21 protein-coding genes and 1 pseudogene are annotated in these 21,723 nt (G+C 66.9%); 10 read left to right on the forward strand and 12 right to left on the reverse strand.

Going from position 1 to position 21,723, the window contains the following annotated elements:
• Positions 1-203: 203 nt before the first annotated feature.
• Positions 204-698: a DUF7523 family protein gene (locus tag DU502_RS08960; RefSeq protein ID WP_121919041.1), complete on the forward strand. Its 495-nt coding sequence runs from the start codon at positions 204-206 to the stop codon at positions 696-698.
• Positions 699-744: 46 nt separating this feature from the next.
• Positions 745-2,232 (forward strand): cysteine--tRNA ligase, encoded by a 1,488-nt coding sequence (cysS, locus tag DU502_RS08965; protein WP_121919042.1) that lies wholly within the window; start codon positions 745-747, stop codon positions 2,230-2,232.
• Between the two features lie 80 nt (positions 2,233-2,312).
• On the opposite strand, the gene DU502_RS08970 is transcribed toward cysS, so the two are convergent.
• Positions 2,313-2,753 carry a hypothetical protein gene (locus tag DU502_RS08970; protein ID WP_121919043.1) on the reverse strand — a complete coding sequence of 147 codons (441 nt, stop codon included), beginning with the start codon at positions 2,751-2,753 and terminating at the stop codon, positions 2,313-2,315.
• A gap of 48 nt (positions 2,754-2,801) precedes the next feature.
• Positions 2,802-3,086: a DUF357 domain-containing protein gene (locus DU502_RS08975; protein WP_121919044.1), complete on the reverse strand. Its 285-nt coding sequence runs from the start codon at positions 3,084-3,086 to the stop codon at positions 2,802-2,804.
• A gap of 105 nt (positions 3,087-3,191) precedes the next feature.
• On the opposite strand from DU502_RS08975, the gene DU502_RS08980 reads away from it, so the two are divergent.
• Entirely contained in the window at positions 3,192-4,262 is a 1,071-nt protein-coding gene (locus tag DU502_RS08980; protein ID WP_121919045.1) for an NAD(P)/FAD-dependent oxidoreductase, read from the forward strand.
• Positions 4,263-4,307: 45 nt separating this feature from the next.
• Positions 4,308-4,592, forward strand: a complete 285-nt coding sequence (locus DU502_RS08985) for a DUF7545 family protein (RefSeq protein WP_121919046.1) — start codon at positions 4,308-4,310, stop codon at positions 4,590-4,592.
• On the opposite strand, the gene DU502_RS08990 is transcribed toward DU502_RS08985, so the two are convergent.
• A complete protein-coding gene (locus DU502_RS08990; RefSeq protein WP_121919047.1) occupies positions 4,589-5,401 on the reverse strand; it encodes a ZIP family metal transporter in 813 nt (270 codons plus the stop codon). The genes DU502_RS08985 and DU502_RS08990 overlap by 4 nt on opposite strands.
• Before the next feature lie 118 nt (positions 5,402-5,519).
• Between DU502_RS08990 and DU502_RS08995 the strand changes: the two genes are divergently transcribed.
• Both DU502_RS08995 and DU502_RS09000 read left to right on the forward strand, forming a co-directional pair.
• On the forward strand, positions 5,520-7,604 hold the full coding sequence (locus DU502_RS08995; protein ID WP_121919048.1) for an acetate--CoA ligase family protein: 2,085 nt from the start codon (positions 5,520-5,522) through the stop codon (positions 7,602-7,604).
• Positions 7,601-8,707 carry a phosphotransacetylase family protein gene (locus DU502_RS09000; RefSeq protein ID WP_121919049.1) on the forward strand — a complete coding sequence of 369 codons (1,107 nt, stop codon included), beginning with the start codon at positions 7,601-7,603 and terminating at the stop codon, positions 8,705-8,707. The genes DU502_RS08995 and DU502_RS09000 overlap by 4 nt, the downstream gene beginning before the upstream one ends.
• Positions 8,708-8,716: 9 nt before the next feature.
• On the opposite strand, the gene DU502_RS09005 is transcribed toward DU502_RS09000, so the two are convergent.
• Complete coding sequence (locus tag DU502_RS09005; protein ID WP_121919050.1) at positions 8,717-9,817, reverse strand: M24 family metallopeptidase; 1,101 nt, start codon at positions 9,815-9,817, stop codon at positions 8,717-8,719.
• Between the two features lie 106 nt (positions 9,818-9,923).
• Between DU502_RS09005 and DU502_RS09010 the strand changes: the two genes are divergently transcribed.
• The 3 genes and pseudogenes from DU502_RS09010 (at position 9,924) to DU502_RS18695 (ending at position 12,670) form a co-directional block, all read left to right on the forward strand.
• Positions 9,924-11,054: a DUF7544 domain-containing protein gene (locus tag DU502_RS09010; protein WP_199722647.1), complete on the forward strand. Its 1,131-nt coding sequence runs from the start codon at positions 9,924-9,926 to the stop codon at positions 11,052-11,054.
• 227 nt (positions 11,055-11,281) lie between these two features.
• Positions 11,282-11,470 (forward strand): annotated as a pseudogene (locus DU502_RS19070) (hypothetical protein); the annotation flags it as partial.
• Between the two features lie 501 nt (positions 11,471-11,971).
• Complete coding sequence (locus tag DU502_RS18695) at positions 11,972-12,670, forward strand: LVIVD repeat-containing protein (RefSeq protein WP_243695920.1); 699 nt, start codon at positions 11,972-11,974, stop codon at positions 12,668-12,670.
• Between the two features lie 144 nt (positions 12,671-12,814).
• On the opposite strand, the gene DU502_RS09020 is transcribed toward DU502_RS18695, so the two are convergent.
• The gene (locus DU502_RS09020) at positions 12,815-13,615 is read right to left on the reverse strand and encodes a CBS pair associated ParBc domain-containing protein (RefSeq protein ID WP_121919052.1); all 801 of its coding nucleotides are present in this window, start codon (positions 13,613-13,615) and stop codon (positions 12,815-12,817) included.
• A gap of 80 nt (positions 13,616-13,695) precedes the next feature.
• Positions 13,696-15,156, reverse strand: a complete 1,461-nt coding sequence (locus tag DU502_RS09025; RefSeq protein ID WP_121919053.1) for a DHH family phosphoesterase — start codon at positions 15,154-15,156, stop codon at positions 13,696-13,698.
• 88 nt (positions 15,157-15,244) lie between these two features.
• On the opposite strand from DU502_RS09025, the gene DU502_RS09030 reads away from it, so the two are divergent.
• On the forward strand, positions 15,245-15,640 hold the full coding sequence (locus tag DU502_RS09030; protein WP_121919054.1) for a DUF7522 family protein: 396 nt from the start codon (positions 15,245-15,247) through the stop codon (positions 15,638-15,640).
• A 7-nt stretch (positions 15,641-15,647) separates the two neighbouring features.
• Here DU502_RS09030 and DU502_RS09035 read toward each other — a convergent pair whose 3' ends face one another.
• From DU502_RS09035 to DU502_RS09060, 6 genes are read right to left on the reverse strand one after another with little or no spacing between them, the layout of a single operon-like run.
• Positions 15,648-17,156 carry an NADH-quinone oxidoreductase subunit N gene (locus tag DU502_RS09035; protein ID WP_394338918.1) on the reverse strand — a complete coding sequence of 503 codons (1,509 nt, stop codon included), beginning with the start codon at positions 17,154-17,156 and terminating at the stop codon, positions 15,648-15,650.
• The gene (locus DU502_RS09040; protein ID WP_121919056.1) at positions 17,156-18,688 is read right to left on the reverse strand and encodes a complex I subunit 4 family protein; all 1,533 of its coding nucleotides are present in this window, start codon (positions 18,686-18,688) and stop codon (positions 17,156-17,158) included. The genes DU502_RS09035 and DU502_RS09040 overlap by 1 nt, the downstream gene beginning before the upstream one ends.
• Positions 18,685-20,703 carry an NADH-quinone oxidoreductase subunit L gene (gene nuoL, locus DU502_RS09045; protein ID WP_121919057.1) on the reverse strand — a complete coding sequence of 673 codons (2,019 nt, stop codon included), beginning with the start codon at positions 20,701-20,703 and terminating at the stop codon, positions 18,685-18,687. Before nuoL ends, DU502_RS09040 begins: the two co-directional genes overlap by 4 nt.
• Before the next feature lies 1 nt (position 20,704).
• On the reverse strand, positions 20,705-21,007 hold the full coding sequence (gene nuoK / locus DU502_RS09050; RefSeq protein WP_121919058.1) for an NADH-quinone oxidoreductase subunit NuoK: 303 nt from the start codon (positions 21,005-21,007) through the stop codon (positions 20,705-20,707).
• The gene (locus DU502_RS09055; protein ID WP_121919059.1) at positions 21,007-21,417 is read right to left on the reverse strand and encodes a proton-conducting membrane transporter; all 411 of its coding nucleotides are present in this window, start codon (positions 21,415-21,417) and stop codon (positions 21,007-21,009) included. The genes nuoK and DU502_RS09055 overlap by 1 nt, the downstream gene beginning before the upstream one ends.
• A complete protein-coding gene (locus tag DU502_RS09060) occupies positions 21,414-21,698 on the reverse strand; it encodes an NADH-quinone oxidoreductase subunit J (RefSeq protein ID WP_121919060.1) in 285 nt (94 codons plus the stop codon). The genes DU502_RS09055 and DU502_RS09060 overlap by 4 nt, the downstream gene beginning before the upstream one ends.
• Between the last annotated feature and the right edge of the window lie 25 nt (positions 21,699-21,723).

Genomic DNA, 21,723 nt, shown 5'->3' on the forward strand with positions numbered 1-21,723 from the left:
GAGTCGGCGATGCGAGAAAAGCGACGTGTTCGGAAGCGCCAGTGGGGACCGTTGTCGCGACGGATCTGGGGGAGTTCGTCGCGTGCGTGACCACGGGACGGCGACGCATAACTGTAATCCGAACGACGATTCTGTAATATAGATGATAGACCTCGCCCCCGTCGGAGCGAGGGGTTTTTGCCGGTCGCGGTGAGTCGGCAGGTATGTCTATCGCCGAACGGACTCGCGAGGCCGTCCGCGAGCGGCCTTTTCTCCTCGACGCGCTCCGGGCGGGCGTCGTCAACTACCGCGCCGCCGCGACGATGCTCGAGCTCGACGCGAACGAGGAGTCCGTCGCGGCCGCGCTCCGCCGGTTCGCCGCCGACCTTCCCGACTACAGTCCGAGCGAGCGCTCGGTGCGCGTGACGGTCGAGCGGGGGGTCGGTATCGAGGCCGTCGACGACACCGATCACCTCCTCGTCGTCGGAGGACAGGGTGTGTACGCCGACGCCGGATCGTTTACGGCCTTGCTCGGGACCGGCGAGGTAGACGCTCGCGCGCTGGCGACGGCGCTGGATCGACTGGCGGCGGTCGGTATCGACGTCGAGGCCGCCGGCGTCGCCGGCGACCACGTACTCGTCGTCGTCGACGGTCGATCCGGGGGGCGGGCGCTCCGGGTTCTGGAGTCGGCGTTCGGGGCCGTCCCCGACCCCGCGTGAGAGCGTTTCTACAGATATTAATGCCTCGACGCGGAACGACTCTCTCATGACGCTGTCCGTGACCAACACGCTGACGGGCGAGCGCGAGGAGTTCGAGCCAGGAGGCGAGGAAGTCCTGTTGTACGTCTGTGGGCTGACGGTCTCGGACGACGCGCACCTCGGCCACGCTCGCGTGTGGACCCACGCCGACGTGATGCATCGATGGCTGGACCATCTCGGGTACGACGTGCGCCACGTCGAGAACTTCACCGACGTGAACGAGAAAATCGTCGCCCGCGTAGGAGAGGACGACCTCGGCGAGTCGGAACTCGCGGTCGCGGAGGGGTTCATTTCCTCCGTCATCGCCGACATGCGCGGCCTGAACCTGAAGCGTGCGGCGGTGTACCCGCGGGTGTCCGAACACGTCCCCGAGATCATCGACCTCGTGGAGACGCTGATCGACCGCGGCTACGCCTACGAGACGAACGGCTCCGTCTACTTCGACGTGACCGAGTTCGAGGACTACGGCAAACTGTCGAATCAGAACCTCGACGAGATGGAGGCACAGGGCGACCCCGACGAGCGATCCGAGAAGCGCCACCCCGCCGACTTCGCGCTCTGGAAGGCCGACGGCGTCTCGCCGTCCGACGTGGCCGAACACCGGAAGGACGACCGGCCGCTGGGCGAGCATCCCCCGAGCGGCGAGACGTGGGACTCGCCGTGGGGCGAGGGTCGTCCCGGCTGGCACATCGAATGCTCCGCGATGAGTACGACCCACCTCGACGACACCATCGACATCCACGTCGGCGGGCACGACCTGGTCTTCCCCCACCACGAGAACGAAATCGCCCAGAGCGAGGCGGCGACGGGCCAGCAGTTCGCCCGCTACTGGCTCCACACCGGCCTGCTCGAGACGGCCGGCGAGAAGATGAGTTCCAGTCTCGGCAACTACTTCTACGTCGCGGATGCGCTGGAGGAGTTCGGGCCGAACGTGATTCGCACGTTCTACTGTTCGACCAACTACGGGTCGAAACAGACCTACAGCGAGGCGTCGATGGCGGAGGCCGAGGAGCGCTGGGAGCGCCTCGAACGCGCCTACGAGGCGGCCGTCGACGCCTGCGACAGCGTCGACGCCCGCACCAAGGTCGAAGACGACGACCTGCGGACGGCAGTCGAGACGGCCCGGACGGACTTCGCGACTGCGATGAACGACGACTTCGGAGTGCGCGAGGCGACGGCCGCCTTGCTGGAACTCGCGACGGCGGTCAACCGCCACGTCGACGGGGGCGACGAGTACGACTACGTCGGCCTCCGAGAGGCCGTCGAGACGTTCGAGGAACTCGGCGGCGACGTTCTCGGCCTCGGCTTCGGGAGCGAGGGCGCGAGTGAGGGCGAGGCCCACCTCGCGGACGACCTGATCGAACTCGTTCTCGACGTGCGCGAGGCGGAGCGCGACGCGGGCAACTACGACCGCGCCGACGACCTGCGGGACGACCTGGAGGCCCTCGGCATCGAGGTGGAAGACAGCGACGACGGGCCGACGTATCGGTACTAACGCGTCCGGTTCGTTATGTGTCGCCCCTGGCGCATCGCCGACACCCGACGGCGACTCACCGGGCGACGGTTACCGCCGTCTCACTCCTCGACGGGCGTACACTCGAAGCGGACTTTCTGCTCGTGGGTGACGTGGCAGTGGTAGCCGCCCTCGAAACCGAACACCACGTTGACGAAGGGGACGTGCGCCAGAAACTGGCTCACGCCGGAGTAGCGACAAGCGTCAGCCGGCGTCGTCGTCGTGTCCTCGACGCGCACCTCCTCTAACCGGCACTCCTCGGGACAGGCGCCGAGTTCGCGACGGAAGGCAGCGAGCAACACCTTCACTTGCCGGATCGCCTGTGCCGAGGCCGACTGGTACGCCTCCTTCTGCGTCGTCGCTCGCGCCGACCCGGTCCCGATCCGATCGAACACTTGACTGTCCGGACACCCGCTCCACGTCCGCGTGGTGACGAACAGGCGTGCGTCCTCGATGTCCTCGTTAGTGATCGACCCTCGCCTGTGAAGCCAACTGGTTCCCATAATCTCCGTATAATACTACCCCAAATGACATTTCTTTTCCGGAGACGGCTAGACGGTGAACAGTTCCGTCTCCTCGGGGACGGCGAACAGACCCATGCGGACGCCAGCGTCCAGCCATCCGTACCCGTACGAGAACGACGCGAGCGCGTTCACGGGGTCACCTTCGTCGCGGAAGTGACGCCCGTCGTCGAGATACGACGCGGCCATCTCCCGACACTCCGCGGCGGCGGTCCCGAGCGGCGTGTCGGCGGGCGGACGGATCTCCGCCTCGTCGAGGGCGTCCGCGAGCATCCGCTCGTAGCGGTCGGTTTTCTCCTCCAGATCGGCGGGCATGGACGGCGATGGGTGGGCTGGCGGCAAGAAGGTGCGGGAGCGGCGTCGGCCCGTGCCCGCACCCGACAACGCAAGCTAAATGGGTCCGACCGACGTATCACGGGTATGAGCGAGAGCGACGGCGTCGAACACCGGCGACTCATCATCGCCGGGAGCGGAATCGCGGGACTCACGGCCGCCATCTACGCCGGCCGGTCGAACAACGACCCACTGGTGTTCGAGGGCGACGAACCCGGCGGGCAGTTGACGTTGACGACCGACGTGGACAACTATCCGGGCTTCCCCGAGGGGATCAGCGGCCCGGAGCTGGTGAACAACATGAAAGAGCAAGCCCGGAAGTTCGGCGCCGAGATCAAAAACGGCGTCATCGACTCCGTCGACGTGGCGGAGTCGGCGGGGCCGGGGCACACCTTCCACGTCACGCTGACCAGCGGCGCGGAGTACACGGCCGACGCGTTCATCGCCGCCTCGGGCGCCAGCGCGCGCACTCTCGGTATCCCCGGCGAGGACGAACTCATGGGATACGGGCTGTCGACGTGTGCGACCTGTGACGGCGCGTTCTTCCGTGACGAGAAAATCGTCGTGATCGGCGGCGGCGACGCCGCCTGCGAGGAGGCCGTCTTCCTCACCAAGTTCGCCTCGACCGTCTATCTCGTCCACCGGCGCGACGAGTTCCGCGCCGAGGATTACTGGATCGACCGCGTGATGGAGAAAGTCGACGAGGGCGAAATCGAGTTGAAGCTGAACACGGAGGTGACGGAACTCCACGGCTCGCAGGGGGAAGGTATCGACCACGTGACGATGGTCCACAACCCCGAGGGCCACCCGACGGACAAACTTGACGACCCCGAGACCGAGGAGTTCGAGTTCGACGCCGGGGCCGTCTTCTACGCCATCGGCCACACGCCGAACACGGCGTATCTGGAGGGGCTGGACGTGGAGATGGACGACGAAGGGTACCTCGAAACCGCCGGTGGCGACGGCGCCAACCAGACGGCAGCGGGCGTCCCCGGCCTGTTCGGCGCGGGCGACGTGGTCGACTACCACTACCAGCAGGCGATCACGGCGGGTGGCATGGGCTGTAAGGCCGCCATCGACGCCGACGGCTATCTCGAAGACTTGGAGCGAGAGCGTGCGGCGGCGGAGGAACCGGCGGCGGCCGAGAGCAACGACTAGTCCGTTTCCCACACGTCCTTATACCGGGCGCCCTCAGTAGCGCCCATGGTCGATACCGAGACGTACACCATCGAAGGCCCGGACGGCGACACCGACGAACTCGAACTGCCGGTCGGACTGGTCGACGCGCTCGCGGAACAGGGCGAAGACTCGACGACGGTCGTCGCGGAAATCGCACTCCTCTCTTTCGTCCAGCGGTCACACGCCATCGTCCACCACGCCGAGGGCGAGGTGCCCGCGGACCTCCGCGAGATCAACGAGAAAGCCGAGGAACTGTTCGAAGAGCAGTTCGGCATGACCTTCGGCGAGGCGACGGGACACAGCCACTAGACGAACAGAAGCGGCAGCATCGCGAGGACGCCGGTGACGACGCCGGCGGTGAGTTCGCGTTTTCCGCCCCCCGGTAACCCCTCGCCGATGTCGAGGGCTTCGGGGATGAACTCCGTGACGACGAGATAGATCATCGCCCCGGCGGCGAAGCCGAAGCCGGCGGGGAGCAACTCGCGGGCGATGCGGACGAACAGGTACGCGATGACCGCGCCGAGCGGTTGGGGAAGACTGGAGAAGACCGCCCACCAGACCATCTTCCACTCCGAGACGCCGAGCGTGCGGAGTGGAATCGAGATGGCGACGCCCTCGGGGACGTTGTGGATGGAGATGGCGACGGTCATGAAGACGGCGAGGAGGGGAACGGCCGTCCCGAACATGGCGATGGAGGAACCCACAGTCCCCTGCAGGCCGAGATCGGCGAACGCGACGCCGACGGCGACTCCTTCGGGGAAACTGTGGACCGTCAGCACGCCGAGGATGAGCAGGAGTTTGCGGAAGTCGGCCTCCTCGTACGTCCGGGGATTCACCTCGTAGCCCTCGATCACTTCGTGGGCGACGACGACGAGGACGACGCCGGCGACGAGGCCGGGAACGATTTCTAGCGGCGAGTCGGCCGCCGACAGCCCCTCGAACACGAGGCCGAACACCGACGCCGAGACCATGATCCCCGAGGCGAGACCCCACAGCGCCACGTTCCAGCGGTCGCTCACGTCGTCGACGAGGAAGAAGGGTATCGCCCCGAGACCGGTCGCGAGCGCCGTCAACAACCCGGCGACGAAGACGAAGGCGAGGTTCCCGAGCAGCGCCATCGGCCGATCCGAGGACGCCGACGCGGTTAAGTATTATCATATTCTCGATACATTTGGTCGACCTAAACCACCCCCATACCCGCCGCGTTTATGCGGCGTCCGATGGTAGCCGGAATCGATGGGAAGACTCTCCTCGCTGTTCACCCCGGAGCGGGTCGCCGTGATCGGGGCGACGGAGCGTCCGGGATCGGTCGGCCGAGCGCTCGTCGAGAACCTCCAGGCCGACTTCGGGGGTGAGATCGTCCCCGTCAACCCGAACTGCGAGACGGTGTGTGGACTGGACTGCGTCGACCACGTGGGCGAGACGGACGCGGATCTGGCGGTGGTGGCCGTCCCGGCGGCGGTCGCCGTCGACGTGGTGCGCGAGGCCGGCGAGGCTGGCATCGACGACGTGGTCGTCATCACGGCGGGCTTCGGCGAAACTGGCGGCGAGGGCGCCGACCGGGAACGCGACCTCGAAGCCGTCGCCGAGGAGTACGACCTGAATCTCGTCGGCCCGAACTGTCTCGGTATCATCAGTACGCCGGTGGGGCTGAACGCGACGTTCGCCCCCCGATCCGCACCGTCCGGATCGGTTTCCTTCCTGAGCCAGTCGGGGGCGTTCGTGACCGCCGTCCTCGACTGGGCGGCGGACCACGGCGTCGGCTTCAAGGACGTGGTGTCGCTCGGCAACAAGGCCGTCCTCGACGAGACGGATTTCGTCGAGTCGTGGGGCGACGACGAAGGGACGGACGTAATCGTCGGCTACTTGGAGAGTATCGAGGACGGCCGCCGGTTCGTGGACGTGGCCGGTGAGGTGACCCGCGAGACGCCGGTCGTGGTCGTGAAATCCGGGCGGACGGAGGCGGGGGCGCAGGCGGCCTCCTCGCACACGGGGGCGATGGCGGGGCGTGACCGCGCCTACGAGGCCGGCCTCCGGCAGGCGGGCGTCATCCGCGCCGACACCGTACAGGACCTCTTCGACGCCGCGCGCGTCCTCGCCGGCCAGCCCGTTCCCGAGACGGACGGCGTCGCCGTCGTCACCAACGCCGGCGGCCCGGGCGTGATGGCGACCGACGCGGTGGGCGACGGTCCCCTCTCGCTCGCGAAGTTCGGGAACGACACCGTTTCCCGCCTCCGCGACCGCCTCCCCGAGGGCGCGAACGTCTACAACCCCGTCGACGCTATCGGTGACGCCGACAACGAACGCCTCCGTGCGGCCGTCGACACCGTCCTCGCGGACGACGCCGTCGGCTCGGCCGTCGTCATCGCCGCGCCGACGGCGACGCTCGATTTCGTCCAACTCGCCGCCGACGTGGCCGACCTGCAGGCCGACCACGGCCTCCCCGTGACGACGTGTCTGATGGGCGGCGAGCGGGCACGCGAGGCCGACGACACGCTCGTCGAGGCGGGCATCCCCAACTACTTCGACCCCGCGCGAGCGGTCGGGAGCCTCGGGACGCTCGAACGGTACCGCGCCATCCGGGAGCGCGAGCGCCGCGAGCCGACGACCTACGACGTGGATCGGGAGGCGGCGCAGGCGGTGTTAGATCGAGCGCGCGAGCGCGGGACGACTCGTCTCGGCGTCGAGGCGATGTCCCTCCTCGACGCCTACGGCATCCCGACACCCGCCGGCGAGGTGGTCGACTCGCCCGTCGACGCCCTGGAGGTGGCCGAGGATGTCGGCGAGCCGGTGGTGATGAAGATCGTCAGCCCCGACATCCTCCACAAGTCCGACATCGGCGGCGTAAAAGTCGGCGTCGACCACGCGGACGTGTACGACGCCTTCGAGGATCTGGTCGCCCGCGCGCGCAACTACCAGCCCGACGCGACGATCCTCGGTGTGCAGGTGCAGGAGATGGTGGAGACGGAGTCGGGCGTCGAGACCATCGTCGGCACGAACCGCGACCCGCAGTTCGGCCCGCTGATCCTCTTCGGCCTCGGGGGCATCTTCGTCGAGGTGATGGAGGACACTGCCGTCCGCATCGCACCGCTCGCCGAGGCGGACGCGCGGGAGATGACCGAGGAGATTCAGGCCGCACCGCTCCTGTCCGGCGCGCGGGGACGCGACCCCGTCGACCGGGACGCCGTCGCCGAGACGCTCTGTCGCCTCTCGCAACTCGTCACCGACTTCCCCGAAATCCTCGAACTCGACGTGAACCCACTGGTCGTCCGCCCGGACGGTGCCGTGGCCGTCGACCTCAGACTCACCATCGAACTATGAGCACCTTACTCGTCACCGCGACCGGAGAAAGCACAGGCAAGACGGCGATCGCAATCGCGCTGGGCCGACACGCGCAGGCCCAAGGGCGGAGCGTCGGCTACATGAAACCGAAGGGGACGCGCCTCCAGAGCCACGTCGGCAAGACGCTGGATCGCGACCCGATGCTCGCGCGCGAACTCCTCGGCACCGACGACGAGATGCACGAGATGGAACCCATCGTCTACTCGCCGACGTTCGTCCGGAGTGCGATGGAAGGCCGGGAACAGCCAGCCGAACTCCGCGAGCGAGTGCGCGAGGGATTCGACGCCATCTCGGAGGGGCGCGATTTCGTCGTCGTCGAGGGCGGCGGCCGACTCACGACCGGCGGCGTCGTCGACCTGACCGACGCGGAGGTGGCGGACCTCCTCGACGCCGAGGTGGTCCTGATCGCCGACTACGGCTCACCGTCGGACGTAGACGACACGCTCGCGGCCGCCCGCCGACTGGGTGACCGCCTCGTCGGCGTCATCTTCAACCGGGTGGCCGAAGCCGCCTACGACGAAGTCGAGAACGTCGTCGCGCCCTTTTTGGAGCGCAAGGGCATCCCCGTCGTGGGCGTCCTGCCGCGCGACCCGGACCTCGCCGGCGTCACCGTCGCCGAACTCGCGGACGAACTCGGCGTCGAAGTGCTGACCGACGTGCCGACCGACGGCGTCGTCGAGCGCTTCCTCGTCGGCGCGATGAGCGGCGAGGAGGCGCTTCGCTTCTTCCGGCGGACGAAAGACGCCGCGGTCATCACTGGCGGCGACCGGACCGACATCCACACCGCGGCGCTCGAAGCCCCGGGGATCAAGTGTCTGGTCGTCACCGGCGGTCGCCGCCCACCGGGGACCATCCTCGGCAAGGCCGCGGAGAAGGGCGTGCCCGTCCTCCTGACGAACGCCGACACGCTCTCGACGCTCGAACGCGCCGAGGACGTGATCCGGGGCGGGCGGACGCGCGACGAACACACCGTCGACGTGATGGGGTCGCTCCTGACCGATCACGCCGACGTGGACGCGCTGATCGATGGCGCGAACGGCGATGCTGGCGACACCGACGCCGACGCCGACGCCGACGAGTGACGCCCTCGCTCAACACCGCCACCGACGATCCGTGTGGTTCAGCCGTTCCGCGCCATCCCCGGTGACGACCACCAGATCCTCGACCCGCACCCCGAACCGATCGGGGAGGTAGACGCCGGGTTCGACGCTGAACACCATCCCCGGTTCGAGTTCCGTCTCGCCGTCGGCGGCGACGTTCGGCGCCTCGTGTACGTCGAGGCCGACGCCGTGGCCCGTGCGGTGGACGAAGCGGTCGCCGTAGCCCGCGTCTTCGATAATCTCGCGCACTGCCCGGTCGACCGCCCCCGTCGTCACGCCGGGTTCGACTGCCGCAACGCCCGCCGACTGCGCCTCGCGGACGACGTCGTGGACCCGCTCGAACTCCTCGGACGGCTCCCCGTCGAAGACGATGGTCCGGGTCTGGTCGCTCACGTACCCCTCCACCCGCGTCCCGAAGTCGAGGACGACGGGGTCGCCGGCACGAATCTCGCGCTCGCCGCTCGCGTGGTGCGGGTCGGCGCCGTTCGATCCCGACGCGACGATGGTCTCGAAGGCGACGCCGTCGCCGCCGTGGGCCGCGAGCCGATCCTCGATAAAGGCCGCGAGTTCCGCTTCGGTCATGCCGACCGCGTCGGCTTCGAGGGCGCGCACCTCGTTCATCGTCGCGTCCGCGGCGTCGGCCGCCGCCCGGAGCGCGTCGAGTTCCCGGTCGTCCTTCCGGCGGCGGAGCGGGCCCAGCACCTCGCTCGCCAGGCCGACCGACGCGTCCGGAAGGCGCCGCTGGAGTGCGAGCGCGAACTCCGTCCACATGCGGTCCGCGAGGAGGATACGCGACGGCGACAGATCGTCGAGGAGGGGGTCGAGCACGGGGTCCGGACCGGTGTCGTCGTCCCACGTCCGCACGTCGTCGACCCACGTCGCCGCCCGAATCGACTCGGCTTCGAGCCGGGGCACCACGAACGTCGGGTCGCCGTCGACGGGGAGGAAACAGAGCTGGAGGCGGTCGCTCTGTTCCGCGTCGACGCCGGTCAGGTAGTAGCAGTCCCGACCGGGCGACAGGACGAGGCAGTCGGCCCCCACCGTGTCGAGGCGTGACTGTGCGCGTCTGGCCCGGCGTTCGAACGTCGTCATACCCAGACGTTCGACCGCCGGGGTATAGGAAGTGTCGTCGCCTGCGGGTCTCGCATCCCAAGAGAGATCATATGGCTTTTTGTCATTTCGTAGCGACGACTGCGGTATGCCCTCCAACTGGTACGCCTTCGCGGCCCTGTCAGATGCCCGTGACGCGACCGAAGACCTCCTCTGGCCGGTGGACCGTGGGCGGTGGCTCCGACTCGCCCTGATCGCCCTGTTCGTCGGCATCGGCGGCGGGGCGCCGACCGGTGGCGGCAACACCAATATTCCGTCGGGTGGAGGTGGCGGTGGCGGCGCTCCACCGGATATGCCGGCGCCGTCGATGCCCGACCTCGGGTCGGTCGCCGCCATCATACTCGGCATTGTCGCCGTGATAATCCTGCTGGCGCTCGTGTGGAGCGTCGTCGGCGCCGTGATGGAGTTCGTCCTGATCGCCGGTCTCCGCGACCGCGACGTGTCGATCCGCGATCCGTTCCGCGAGCACTTCTGGCCCGGCATGCGGCTGTTCGGCTTCCGCCTCGTCGTCGGTCTCGGAAGCTTGCTGATACTCGGCATCCCGCTGCTCGCGGTGTTCGGGCTCGGGATCAGTATCTCGCCCATCCTCCTCGTGCTTCTCGTCCCGCTGGTGATCCTGTTCGGCATCGTCGCGCTGGTGGCGAGCATCGTCCTCGGTCTGACGACCGACTTCGTGGTGCCGACGATGCTGACCGAGGATCGGGGCGTCCTCGACGGCTGGCGCCGTCTCTGGCCGACGCTCCGTGCCGAGTGGAAACAGACCGCCCTCTACGTCGTCGCCAAGTTCGTTCTCGGGATCGCGGTGAGCCTCGCGGTGTCGCTGGTCGTCCTCCTCGCGGCGCTGATCGTCGCGATTCCGTTCGCCCTCGTCGGCGGCGCGCTGTTTTTCGCCGCGTCAGCCGCCGGCGTCCACACCGTCGGCTGGGTGCTCGTCGGTATCCTGGTCGCGCTGTACGTCATCGTGTTGATCGTCGTCGGTCTGATCGTACAGGTGCCCGCGCTCACGTTCGTCCGGTACTACTCGCTGTCGGTGCTGGGGATGCTGGTACCCGAACTGGATCTGGTCGGCGTCGACCGGCCGGGCGAAGACGGCGAGGACGGCGACGGGGCGGCGACGGACAACGAGGACGGCGACGACGGACCGGACACCGGTGAAGAGGGCGTCGGCACGGATACCGCCGACGACTCCCCACCTCCGGCCGGCACCGTCGGGGTGTAGTTCGTCCTGTCGGCCGTCGCTACGTGGCGCGATTCGACACCTCGGGGTGCCGACTCGCCCTACGGACGTACCGCCGGTAGACGCCGTCGAAATCCGCCGTGGGTGATCGCGCTCGCCAGCCGAATAGGGAGAATAATGTAGTTTGAGTTACCAATATAAACACCTAAATAACAACTGAACAATATGTTATGGGGGTGTGAACGATGGTAACACACGATCGGCGTACGATGCTCCGCCTGTTAGGTACAGGCGTTGGCGTATCGCTCGGAGCGGTCGGCCGGACCGTTGCGACCCCGCCGGAAAACGCCGGCGGAGACGGCGGACTCAGACTGTTCAGCGACGCAGCGGTATCGAAGGCACACGAGACAGTTGTCCAGGGGAACTACGCGTACGTCGCGACCGGATCGGACGGGATGTCGGTTGTCGACTGGCGTAATCCGGGTCGACCGGAGGTCGTCGCTGAAGTCGATCTCGCGGCCGACATCGAGGAGCACCTCGATATCGACGCGCCGAGCGTCGAAATTCTCGATGTCAAAGTTGACAGGGATGTCGCCGCGCTGGCGAACAATAGCGGAGCCGAGAATCCCGGTGGTATCTCCCTGTACGACGTAAGCGACCCCACAGATCCCCAGTTCCTCGCCCAGTACGACCCTGACTTGGGGGGACCCGCTCCCGGTGCGAACATTCACAACTGCTATCTCGAGAACGGATACGCCTATCTCACGGTCGCTGAACCCTGGAACGTGGACACCGACGGGGACGACCAGCGGGACAAAATCTGGTTCTTCGGCGACACCGGCGTCGATATTGCCGACATCAGCGACCCGGAACAGCCCGAGCATGCGAGTACGTGGCTCCTGAAAGATGTCGCTCCGGAGGAAGCACAGTCGTCTCGGGCCCCGTGTCACGACGTCTACGTGCAGGACGACATCTGTTACGCCGCCCTGTGGGACGCAGGGACGGCCGCGCTGGACGTCAGCGATCCAGCGAACCCCACCCTCGTTTCGCGATTCGGCTCGGCACTCGACGCGAGCGATGCGATTCCAGCCTACGATTTCAGCGAACCGACCGGGGCATATCTCGCCCGAGAGTGGGATTTCACGGCGTATCTCACCGCTCCCGGCAACGCTCACTACGTGCAACCGTCCACGAACGGTGATCACGTCTTCGTCGGGGCGGAAACCTTCCCCAAGGACGTTGGTGTCTCGGATCCCGACGTCGACGACTACGGCGGAATCAGCGTGTGGGATACCTCCGATCTGGAAGAGCCGAGTGAGATCACACGCATCGCCCCACCGGTGATCGACGAAGACGACTCGGGGAAGTTCTTCACCTCGCACAACTTCGACGTCACGGCGAACCGACTACACACCGCCTGGTACCACGGCGGTATCCACATCTACGACATCACGCACCCGTCCAGTCCGGAGCCCATCGCCGACTACGACCCGGACGGATATGCGTTCTGGACCGCCGTCAGCGGCCGGGGCTTCACGATTGGCGGCGTTTACGGAGCTGTCTCGTCCGAAGGCGGTCTCACTGTCTTGCACGCCGACCGTGGAAAGAAACGGCCACCTGCATTCGAGGGGGGAGTCCGCCAGGCGAACCCGGCGTGATGCCGGAAGAGCAACGGGAGTAGCTACCAGCGTCCCCCACTCCCTGAACCCGGTACCGTTCCACACGAACGCATACTGCAGCCAAACGCTGTATTCAGTGCGACTGTCGAAACCGATCACCGACCACGAGGCCAGCCGACGGTCTCACCGCCCCTCTTCTTGCAGACGCTCGGTCGTCTCGATCAGCGGATGGCGCGCGTAGTCGACGACGGAGATGTCGTCGATGGACTCCAGTCCCTCCTTCTCGGCGGTGCGTTGCATCCCGAGTTCGAGTTCGTCCGCCTCGTCGATGACGATCACGTAGGCGTCCATTTCCTCGATGTCGAGGCGGTTGGCGGCCATGACGCGGTGGTGGCCGTCCGCGAGCAGAAGCGTCCCGCCGTTGTCGATGACGACCAGCGGTTCGGCAAGCCCGTGTTCGAGTTCGTAGCTCCGCCCCTGCAGTTCGTCGGCGTACACCCGCGACTGCGTCGGTGTGAGTTTCGAGAGTTCGATCTGGCGGCGCTCCTCCTCGACCTCGATTTCGTGAATCTCTTCGAGCGTGTGCATGAGCTTTCCGACTTTTTCGGGCGTCGCACGCTCGATCTGACTCCGGATCACGTCGGTGTTGGAGATGATTCCCACCAGATTGCCGGCGTCGTCGACGACGGGGAGTTTCTGGATGCCCGACCGCAGGATCACCCGCGCGGCGTCGTTGATCTTCATCTCGGGGTGGGCGACGACGAGGTCGTCCGACATCACGGTGAACACCCGTGCGTTGTCGTCGGCCGCCAGCAGATCACGGGCGCTGATGAATCCCTCGACGTGGCGGCCGTCGGTCACTGGGAAGCCGGTGTGGCCATCGCTCTCGACGATACGGCGCGCCACTTCGGCGACGGTGTCGTCCGGTGAAACCGTCGCCACGTCACGGGTCATGTATTCTTCGACAGTCGCGTTCGCGGCCATTGGAGGCCCGTACGACGCCGACTCTCAAAAGGGTGGTCGTCGGCGTCGACCCCACTGGTGACCGGGTGCAGCGGACCCGTTCACTCGTCGGCCAGCGGAAACTCGAACGCGATGTCGTCCGGATGGTCGCGACTGGGCGCACTCGGCGGGTTCTCCAGCACTTCGAACAGGCGACCGGCGATCACGTCGTCGACGATGTTCGCCAGCGATTCGGTCGACGCCTCCTCGACGGCGCCGAGGATGCCCAGCGGAATCTGTGCGCCCGCCATGTCGGCGTGCCCGCCGGCACTCCCGATGGGGCCGAGCGCGTCGCGCAACACCTCGCCCAGATCCACGTCGGTGCCGCGCGCTCGCGCGGAGACGTACACCGTCTCCTCCATGAATCCGTGGACAACGGCGATACCGATGCCCTCCATGTCGAGCAGTTTGTCGGCGGCCTGTGCCAGCACGTCGCGGTCACGGATGCGGCCGACACCGCTCGTGAGCACCTCGCCGCGCACCTCCCGGTTGCGGATCGCCGCCGCGAGCGTCGCGAGCACGTCGGCGCTCATGCTCGGCTCCTCGACACGTTCGAGGACCGACTCGTCGACGTGCGGAAGCAAGAACGCCGCCGCTTCGAAGTCGGAGTCGACGGCTTCGCGCGTGAAATCGCGCGTGTCGATGCGGATGCCGTACAGAAGCGCCGTCGCGACTTCCCGACTCGGTGTCTGTCCGAGGCGCTCCAGATATTTCGCGAGGAGCGTACTCGTCGCGCCCACGTCGCTCCGGAGGTCGAGAAAGCGCGCCTCCACCGGCGCCCGTGGTGGGTGGTGGTCGATCACCACGTCGACCTCGGTGTCCGGGTCGAGGCCGTCGTTCACGCCGGGGCGGGAGTGGTCGACGAGGGCGACGCCCGCGTACTCCGCGAGCTCCTCGGCCGATTCGACGTTCCAGAGGTCGAGATCCAGCAGGTTCACCAGCGCCCGGTTCTCCTGGTGTGAAATCTCTCCGAAGTAACAGGGGTCGGCGTCGAGGCCGACCGTCTCGGCGATGTGGACGAGTGCGAGCGCCGACGCGATGGCGTCGGGGTCCGGATTGTCGTGCATCACCACGGCCAGTCGGCCGTCGATGCTACGGAGGACGTTCAGTAGCCGACAGACACGCTCTGCTTCGTCGCCGGTGACCGAGTCGAGGAGGTGGTCGGTGACGATCCGGTGGGAGTCGACGACACGATCTGCCACCACCGCGAGTTCGCTTGCCACCTCTGTTCCTCGCCACCCGCCGCAGGCGACGATCAGGGCGTCGGGGAACGATTCGCGGGCCTGTCTGGCGGCCGCGAGGTTTCGCTCCACGTCCTCCCCGAGTACGAGCACCACGTCGGTCGCGTCGGGATACGTCTCTGGGTCCGTCGGATCGCCGTGAATCACGTCCGCGACGCCTTCGATCCCCTCGATCCGAGTCTCGTCGGGAACGACGGCCCGGAGGTTTCCACCCCACGTCGACACGACGCCCACGACGGTTTCGCCGGCGCGCCCACACCCGAGCACGAGCCGCCTCACCATATTCCTGCGTTACACCCACCATTCAAAACCCTACCGTCACGAGCGCGCCGATGGAGTTATCCTGTTGTGTTACGTGATACCAATTGACATGAGCGGGCACCACAACCTCGTCGACGCGTCGTTTCGGGAGCAACTGGTGAGCGCCTGTCGGACGGCCGTGGGAGACAGTTTGCGGAGCATCACGTACTTCACGCCGGACGAGTACGAACAGGTGTATCTCCGATCGGATCTGGAGGCCGACGCCGACCTCACGGCGACAGTCGAACACGAGGCGGCGGGCTTTCGGACGCAGATGGCCTACGATCAGAGCGAACTCGGCGACTACCAGTACACGCTCCGCGTGTTCGAGAACGGCTTTCTCACGCGCGTCATCGTCGGAAAACACGGCGTCTTCGTGACGACCGACGGGATCACCGTCCTGCGGTCGCGAGAAGTGACGGAGGCCATCGGCGCGATACTGCGCGAAACGGTAGAAGCGGCGTGAGAGAGCGTTACGCGAACAGCGCCGTCGCGGCACTCTGGGCCGTCTCGACGACGGGCCCGAACGCCGGCAGGAGCACGAGCGTCCCGACGGCGGCCACCAGCACCGCGACGTAGATGCCGAGCGGCGTCGCGCCGAGATCGAAGCTCCCGGACGGGTCCTCGATCCACATCGCCTTCACCACTCTGGAGTAGTAGAACAGCGACAGTGCGCTGTTGATGGCACCGACGGCGGCGAGCCACCAGAAGCCACCCTGGATCGCCCCGTAGAACAGGGCGTACTTCGAGAGGAAGCCGCCGAAGGGCGGCAGGCCGGCCAGCGAGAACATGAAGACCGTCATCGCGAGACAGGCGACCGGCGCCTGTGTCGCGAGGCCGTTGTAGTCCTCGAAAGTCCGGCCGACCTCCCAGTGTTCGACCATGGCGATGAACAGGAACGCGCCCGTGTTCATGAAGCCGTAGACGAGCAGGTGAGCCATGCTCGCACCCATGATCGCGCCGTTGGGACCGCCGCCCGAGAGCGCCGCGAGACCGATCAGCGCGTAGCCCGCGTGCCCCACGGAGGAGTACGCGAGCATCCGCTTGACGTTCTCCTGTGTCGCCGCCGCGAAGTTGCCGAGCGTCATCGTGACGACGGCGAGGACGGCGAAGAGCAGCGGCCAGTCGATGCCCATCGGGACGACGGCGTCGATGGGGAAGGCCACCGCGAAGACGCGGAAGGCGACGGCGAAGCCAGCCGCCTTCGACGCCGACGAGAGGAAGGCGCTAATAGGGGCGGGCGCGCCCTCGTACGCCTCCGGCGCCCAGAAGTGGAAGGGGACGGAGGCCGTCTTGAACGCGAAACCGCCGGCGATCATGACGATGCCGACGCCCGCGATGCCGACGAAGTCACCCGCCGAGCCGATGGTACTCGCTACCTCCGAGAGCAGGAGCGATCCCGTCACGGCGTAGACGAGCGAGATACCGAACGCGAAGACGGCGGAGGAGACGGCGCCGACGAGGAAGTACTTCAGCCCCGCCTCGACGCTCCCGCGGTTGTTCTTGAGGAACGCCACGAGCGCGTACGACGGCAGGGAAGCGAGTTCGAGGCTGACGAACACCGTCGCCAGCGACCCCGACGAGCCCATGAGGCTCATCCCCGTCGCGGCCAGCATCACCAGCGCGTAGAACTCCGCCTGATACGTGCGGTCGCGCAGGTAGTCGTAACTCGCCAGCGACACCATGGCGGCGACGCTCGCGAAGATGACGGTGAAGAACAGGCTCAGCCCGTCGACGATGATGGAGCCACCGTAGAGTTCGATGGCGCCGCCGGTACCGGTCTGGCCGGTGCCCGCGAGGAGGAACCAGCCAGCGACGGCGAGGGCGGCGACGCTCCCGAGAGCCGAGATGCCCGCGAGCGCCGTCGGTCGGGTCGAGTCGGGGTCGATACTGTCCACGATGAGGAGGACGAGCGCCGTCAGGCCGAGCAACAGCGTCGGCGCGACGGCCGCCCATGCCGGGAGTTGGCTCTGGAGTGGGATCACGCGAGTTCACCTCCGAATTCGAGGAGGGGATTGACCGCATCTTGGATCATCCCGAAGAAGAGGTCGGGGGCGACCCCCAGGACGATGATCGTCACCAGCAGGATGGCCAGCGGCACCGTCTCGTGGAGCGCGGCCGGACCGACCTCGTAGTCGGTTTCGAGGCGGAACGCCCCGAACAGCGTCCGCTGCATCGCGAATAGCAGGTAGCCGGCGACGATGACGATGCCGAACATCGCGGCGGCGGTGAAGAGGGGCATGGCGCCCGTCACCGTCGACTCGAAGGCGCCCTTGAAGATGAAGAACTCACCGGCGAAGCCGGCCATCAGGGGCAGGCCCATGTAGCCGAACGCGCCGGCGACGAGGATGCCGGTGGTGACCGGCATCCGGTCGGCCATGCCGGACATGTCGCCCACCATCCGCGTGTGGGTGGCGTTGTAGATGACGCCGACCGACATGAACATCAGCCCCGAGATGAGGCCGTGAGCGATCATCTGGAACGTCGCCCCACCGACGCCGTAGGTGGTGTAGGCGATCAGTCCGAGGATGACGTAGCCCATCGACGACACGGACGAGTAGGCAACGATGCGCTTGAGGTCCTGCTGGGCCAGTGCGAGCATCGCGCCATAGATGACGCTGATGACGGCGATCAGCGCGATGGGGACGGCGAAGGCCGTCGCCGTCTCCGGCATCATGGTGAAGTTGAACCGGAGCAGGGCGTAGGTCCCCATCTTCAGGAGGACGCCCGCCAGCATCACCGACACCGGCGACGGCGCCTCGACGTGGGCGTCCGGGAGCCAGGTGTGGAAGGGGACGATGGGAACCTTCACCGCGAAGCCGAGGAACATCGCCACGAAGGCGACGCTCTGGAGCGTCGCGGCGGGGATGCCGTACAGCGATCCGAGTTCGCCCGCCCGGAGCGCCTGCGCGATAGCCGGCATGTCCAGCGACGACACCGAGTCGCCGAGACCGAACACCAGCGCGATGAAGCCGATGAACATCGCCAGCGACGCGATGTTGGTGTAGACGAAGAACTTGATCGCGGCGTACTTCCGTCGGGGGCCGCCCCAGACGCCGATGAGGAAGTACATCGGCAGGAGGACGGCCTCCCAGAAGACGAACCAGACGAAGAAGTCGAGCGCCGTGAAGACGCCGAGCAGGTTCGCCTCCATGAACAGCATCAGGCCGTAGAACTGGGACTGGCGGTCGTCGATGGGCGTCCACGCGCTCACGATGGCGAGCGTCGAGAGGAGCGTCGTCAACACGACCAGCGGCAGGCCGATGCCGTCGACGCCGACGTGCCAGTTGAGCGTGTAGCCGCCGAGTTCCAGCCACGGCACCATCGTCTCGAACGCGATGTCGCCGCCCATGAGGGCGTTGCCAGTCGCGTCGAACCGACTCCACATGTAGAGGCTCCCGATGACGGGGAGCAGACTCAGCGCCGCCGCGAGGCGGCCGGCCACCCGGTCGGGAGCGAGCAACACCGCGATCGAGGCGGCGAACGTAACGGCGATCAGTGCTTCGATAATCATGCGAACCACCCTCCCATCAGTCCGAAGACGACGAGCAACGCCGTCAGCCCGAGGGTGAGGAGCACGGCGTAGTTGGTCACGACACCGGTCTGCACGCGCCGGATACGGCTCCCGGCGAACAGGCTCACGCTGGAGACGCCGTTGACGACGCCGTCGACGACGCCCTGATCGAACTTATCGGCCAAGCGAGCGATCGGTAGAACGACCGACTCGGCGATCCAGACCTGGTACTCGTCCTGGTAGTAGTTGTTGTACCAGACCGTTTTGACCGCGCCGAGTTTCTCCGTGTGTTCGTCCGGGTCGGGGACGTTGTAGAGGACGTGGGCCGCGCCCGCACCCGCGAGGGCGAGGGCGAGCGACACCGCGCCAGCGACGTACGACGCCACGTCAGCCGACGTGTAGTGCGCGTAGTCGTGGAGCAGTTCACCGTAGTGTTCGGCGGTCACGCCCGAAATCTCGCCGTGGGCGAGCCAGTCGTGCAGGTATTCGAGGTGGATCCCCGTCAGATCCTGCACCGGCACCATGTTGACGAAGCCGATGGTGGCCGCGAGGATGCCCAGCACCACGAGCGGCCCCTTCACGTTCCAGCGCACCCCGTGGGGGTCCCGAGCGATGTCGGTCCGGGGTTCGCCGTGGAAGGTCAGGAACACCATCCGGAAGGTGTAGAACCCGGTGAAGAAGACGGCCACCAGCCCCATCGCGTAGCCCGCGAGGAGGAGCGGCGAGCCGCCGAGGCCGTGGACGAGCGCCTCGTACAGCACCTCGTCCTTCGACCAGAAGCCCGCGAACGGGACGATGCCCGCGAGCGCGAGGGAGCCGGAGAGGAAGGTGTAGTAGGTAACGGGCATCCGTTCTTTGAGCCCGCCCATGTTCCACATGTTTTCGTCGTGGTGCATCGCGATGATGACCGCGCCGGCGCCGAGGAACAGGAGCGCCTTGAAGAAGGCGTGGGTGAGCAGGTGGAAGGTGGCGGCGACGTAGCCGCCGGCGCCCAGCCCCAGCATCATGTAGCCGTACTGCGAGATGGTGGAGTAGGCGAGCACCTGCTTGAGTTCCTGCTTGACGACGCCCATCGTCGCGGCGACGAGGGCGGTGAAGCCGCCGACGAGGGCGATGATGCCCAGTGCCGTCGGCGAGAGCGCGTAGAAGCCGTACATCCGCGCGACGAGGTAGACGCCGGCCGCAACCATCGTCGCGGCGTGGATGAGCGCGGAGACGGGCGTCGGACCCTCCATCGCGTCGGGGAGCCACGTGTGCAGCGGGAACTGCGCGGACTTCCCGATGACGCCGCCGAGGATCAGGAGGCCGACGATGGTGAACCACGTCTCGGGCGCGAAGCCGAAGGTGGTCACCTCGGCCGCGCCGTTGAGTGCCTCCTCGGCGAGCACCGGGAACGCCCCTTCGCCCGCGAACTTCGCGGTGCCGAAGGTGGCGAAGACGGCGACGACGCCGACGAGGAAGAAGTAGTCACCGAAGCGGGTGACGAGGAACGCCTTCTTCGCGGCGCTCGGCGGTCCTTCCTGACGGAACCAGAAGCCGATCAGGAGGTACGAACAGAGGCCGACGAGTTCGAAGAACATGAACGCCATGAGCAGGTTGTCGGCGACGACGAACCCGAGCATGGACGCGGTGAAGAGGCCGAGGCCGGCGTAGTAGCGCGGCAACCCCGTCTCGCCCTCGTCGTTCATGTAGCCGAGGCTGAACACGTGGACCAGTAGCGAGACCAGCGAGACGATGAGCAGCATCATCGCCGCCAGCGGGTCGAGCAGGAGGCCGAAGGTGAGCGAGACGGTCTCCTCGCCCGCGCCGGCCGCCCACGTGTAGAGCGTCTCGTTGTAGGCGTTACCCGCACTGACGGTCAGGAAGACCCACGCCGAGAGGAGCAGGGAGCCGGCGGTGGCGGCGATACCGCCGAACGCGCCGCCCTTGGGCAGGTACTTCCCGCCGCCCAGCGATACGAGGAAGGAGAGGAACGGAAGCAGAACGATCGCGGGTGCGTAGTCGAATGCAGCCATGTTACCACCTCATCTCCTTTGCCAGCGTCACGTCGACGTCGCCGAAGTTGCGGTACAGCACGAGGATGATCCCGATGCCGACGGCGACTTCGGCGGCGGCGAGCGCCATCGTGAACAGGCTGAACGTCTGGCCGGTGACGTTGCCCCAGTAGGCCGAGAAGGCCACGAGGTTGATGTTGGCCGCGTTCAGCATGAGTTCGACCGACATCAGGAACAGCAGCGCGTTCTGCCGGGTCAGGATGCCAAAGAGGCCGATACAGAACACGGCCGCGGCCAGCAGGAGGTACCACTGAACCGGAACCATCAGCGGTCACCTCCCTGATCGGCCTGCGGCCGCCCGTCCGAGGAGCGTCGCTCCTCGCTCTCGCCATCCGTCAGTTTGTCACGAACCTCCCGGCCACCGTCGGCCAGGAGGGCCACGACGCTCCCTTCGTGTTCGCGCCGGGCGAGCATCACCGCGGCCACGAGCGCGGCCACGAGGACGATGTCGATGATCTCGAACGCGACGAGCATGCCCTCGCCCGGGATTGCTCCCATGTCGAGATTGAACATCGCGTAGCCGATGCTCGCCGTGATCGGGGCGTCCGGTCCGAACCCTTGCGGGTCGCCGAACGAGGCTTGGAGAATGGCCGCGGCCATCACGACGAAGAGGACGACGGCCGCGAGGCCGGGCAGCAGGTGCGCCCCCGTCCGGAGTTCGGGTTTCGTCGTCACGTCTCACGCACCTCCGTTGTCGATGCCGATTCCGCTGCCGCTGTCGATTTCGTGAGCATCACGGCGAACGTGATGAGGATGAGAACCCCGCCCACGTAGACGAGTATCTGCATGGCGGCGAGAAACTCCGCCTGCATCATCACGTAATGTACCGCGACGCTCAACAGGGCGCCGCCGAGGAGGAGTGCGGAGTGCCACACGTCCTCGACCAGGACGACGCCCAGGCTGCAGCCCAGTGTGATCAGGGCGAACAGCGCGAACGCGATCGTTTCATACACCATTGCTTGAATTTGCTTGAGGTATTCC

Origin of the sequence: Haloplanus aerogenes (assembly GCF_003856835.1) — an archaeon.
Classification (GTDB): Archaea; Halobacteriota; Halobacteria; order Halobacteriales; family Haloferacaceae; genus Haloplanus; species Haloplanus aerogenes.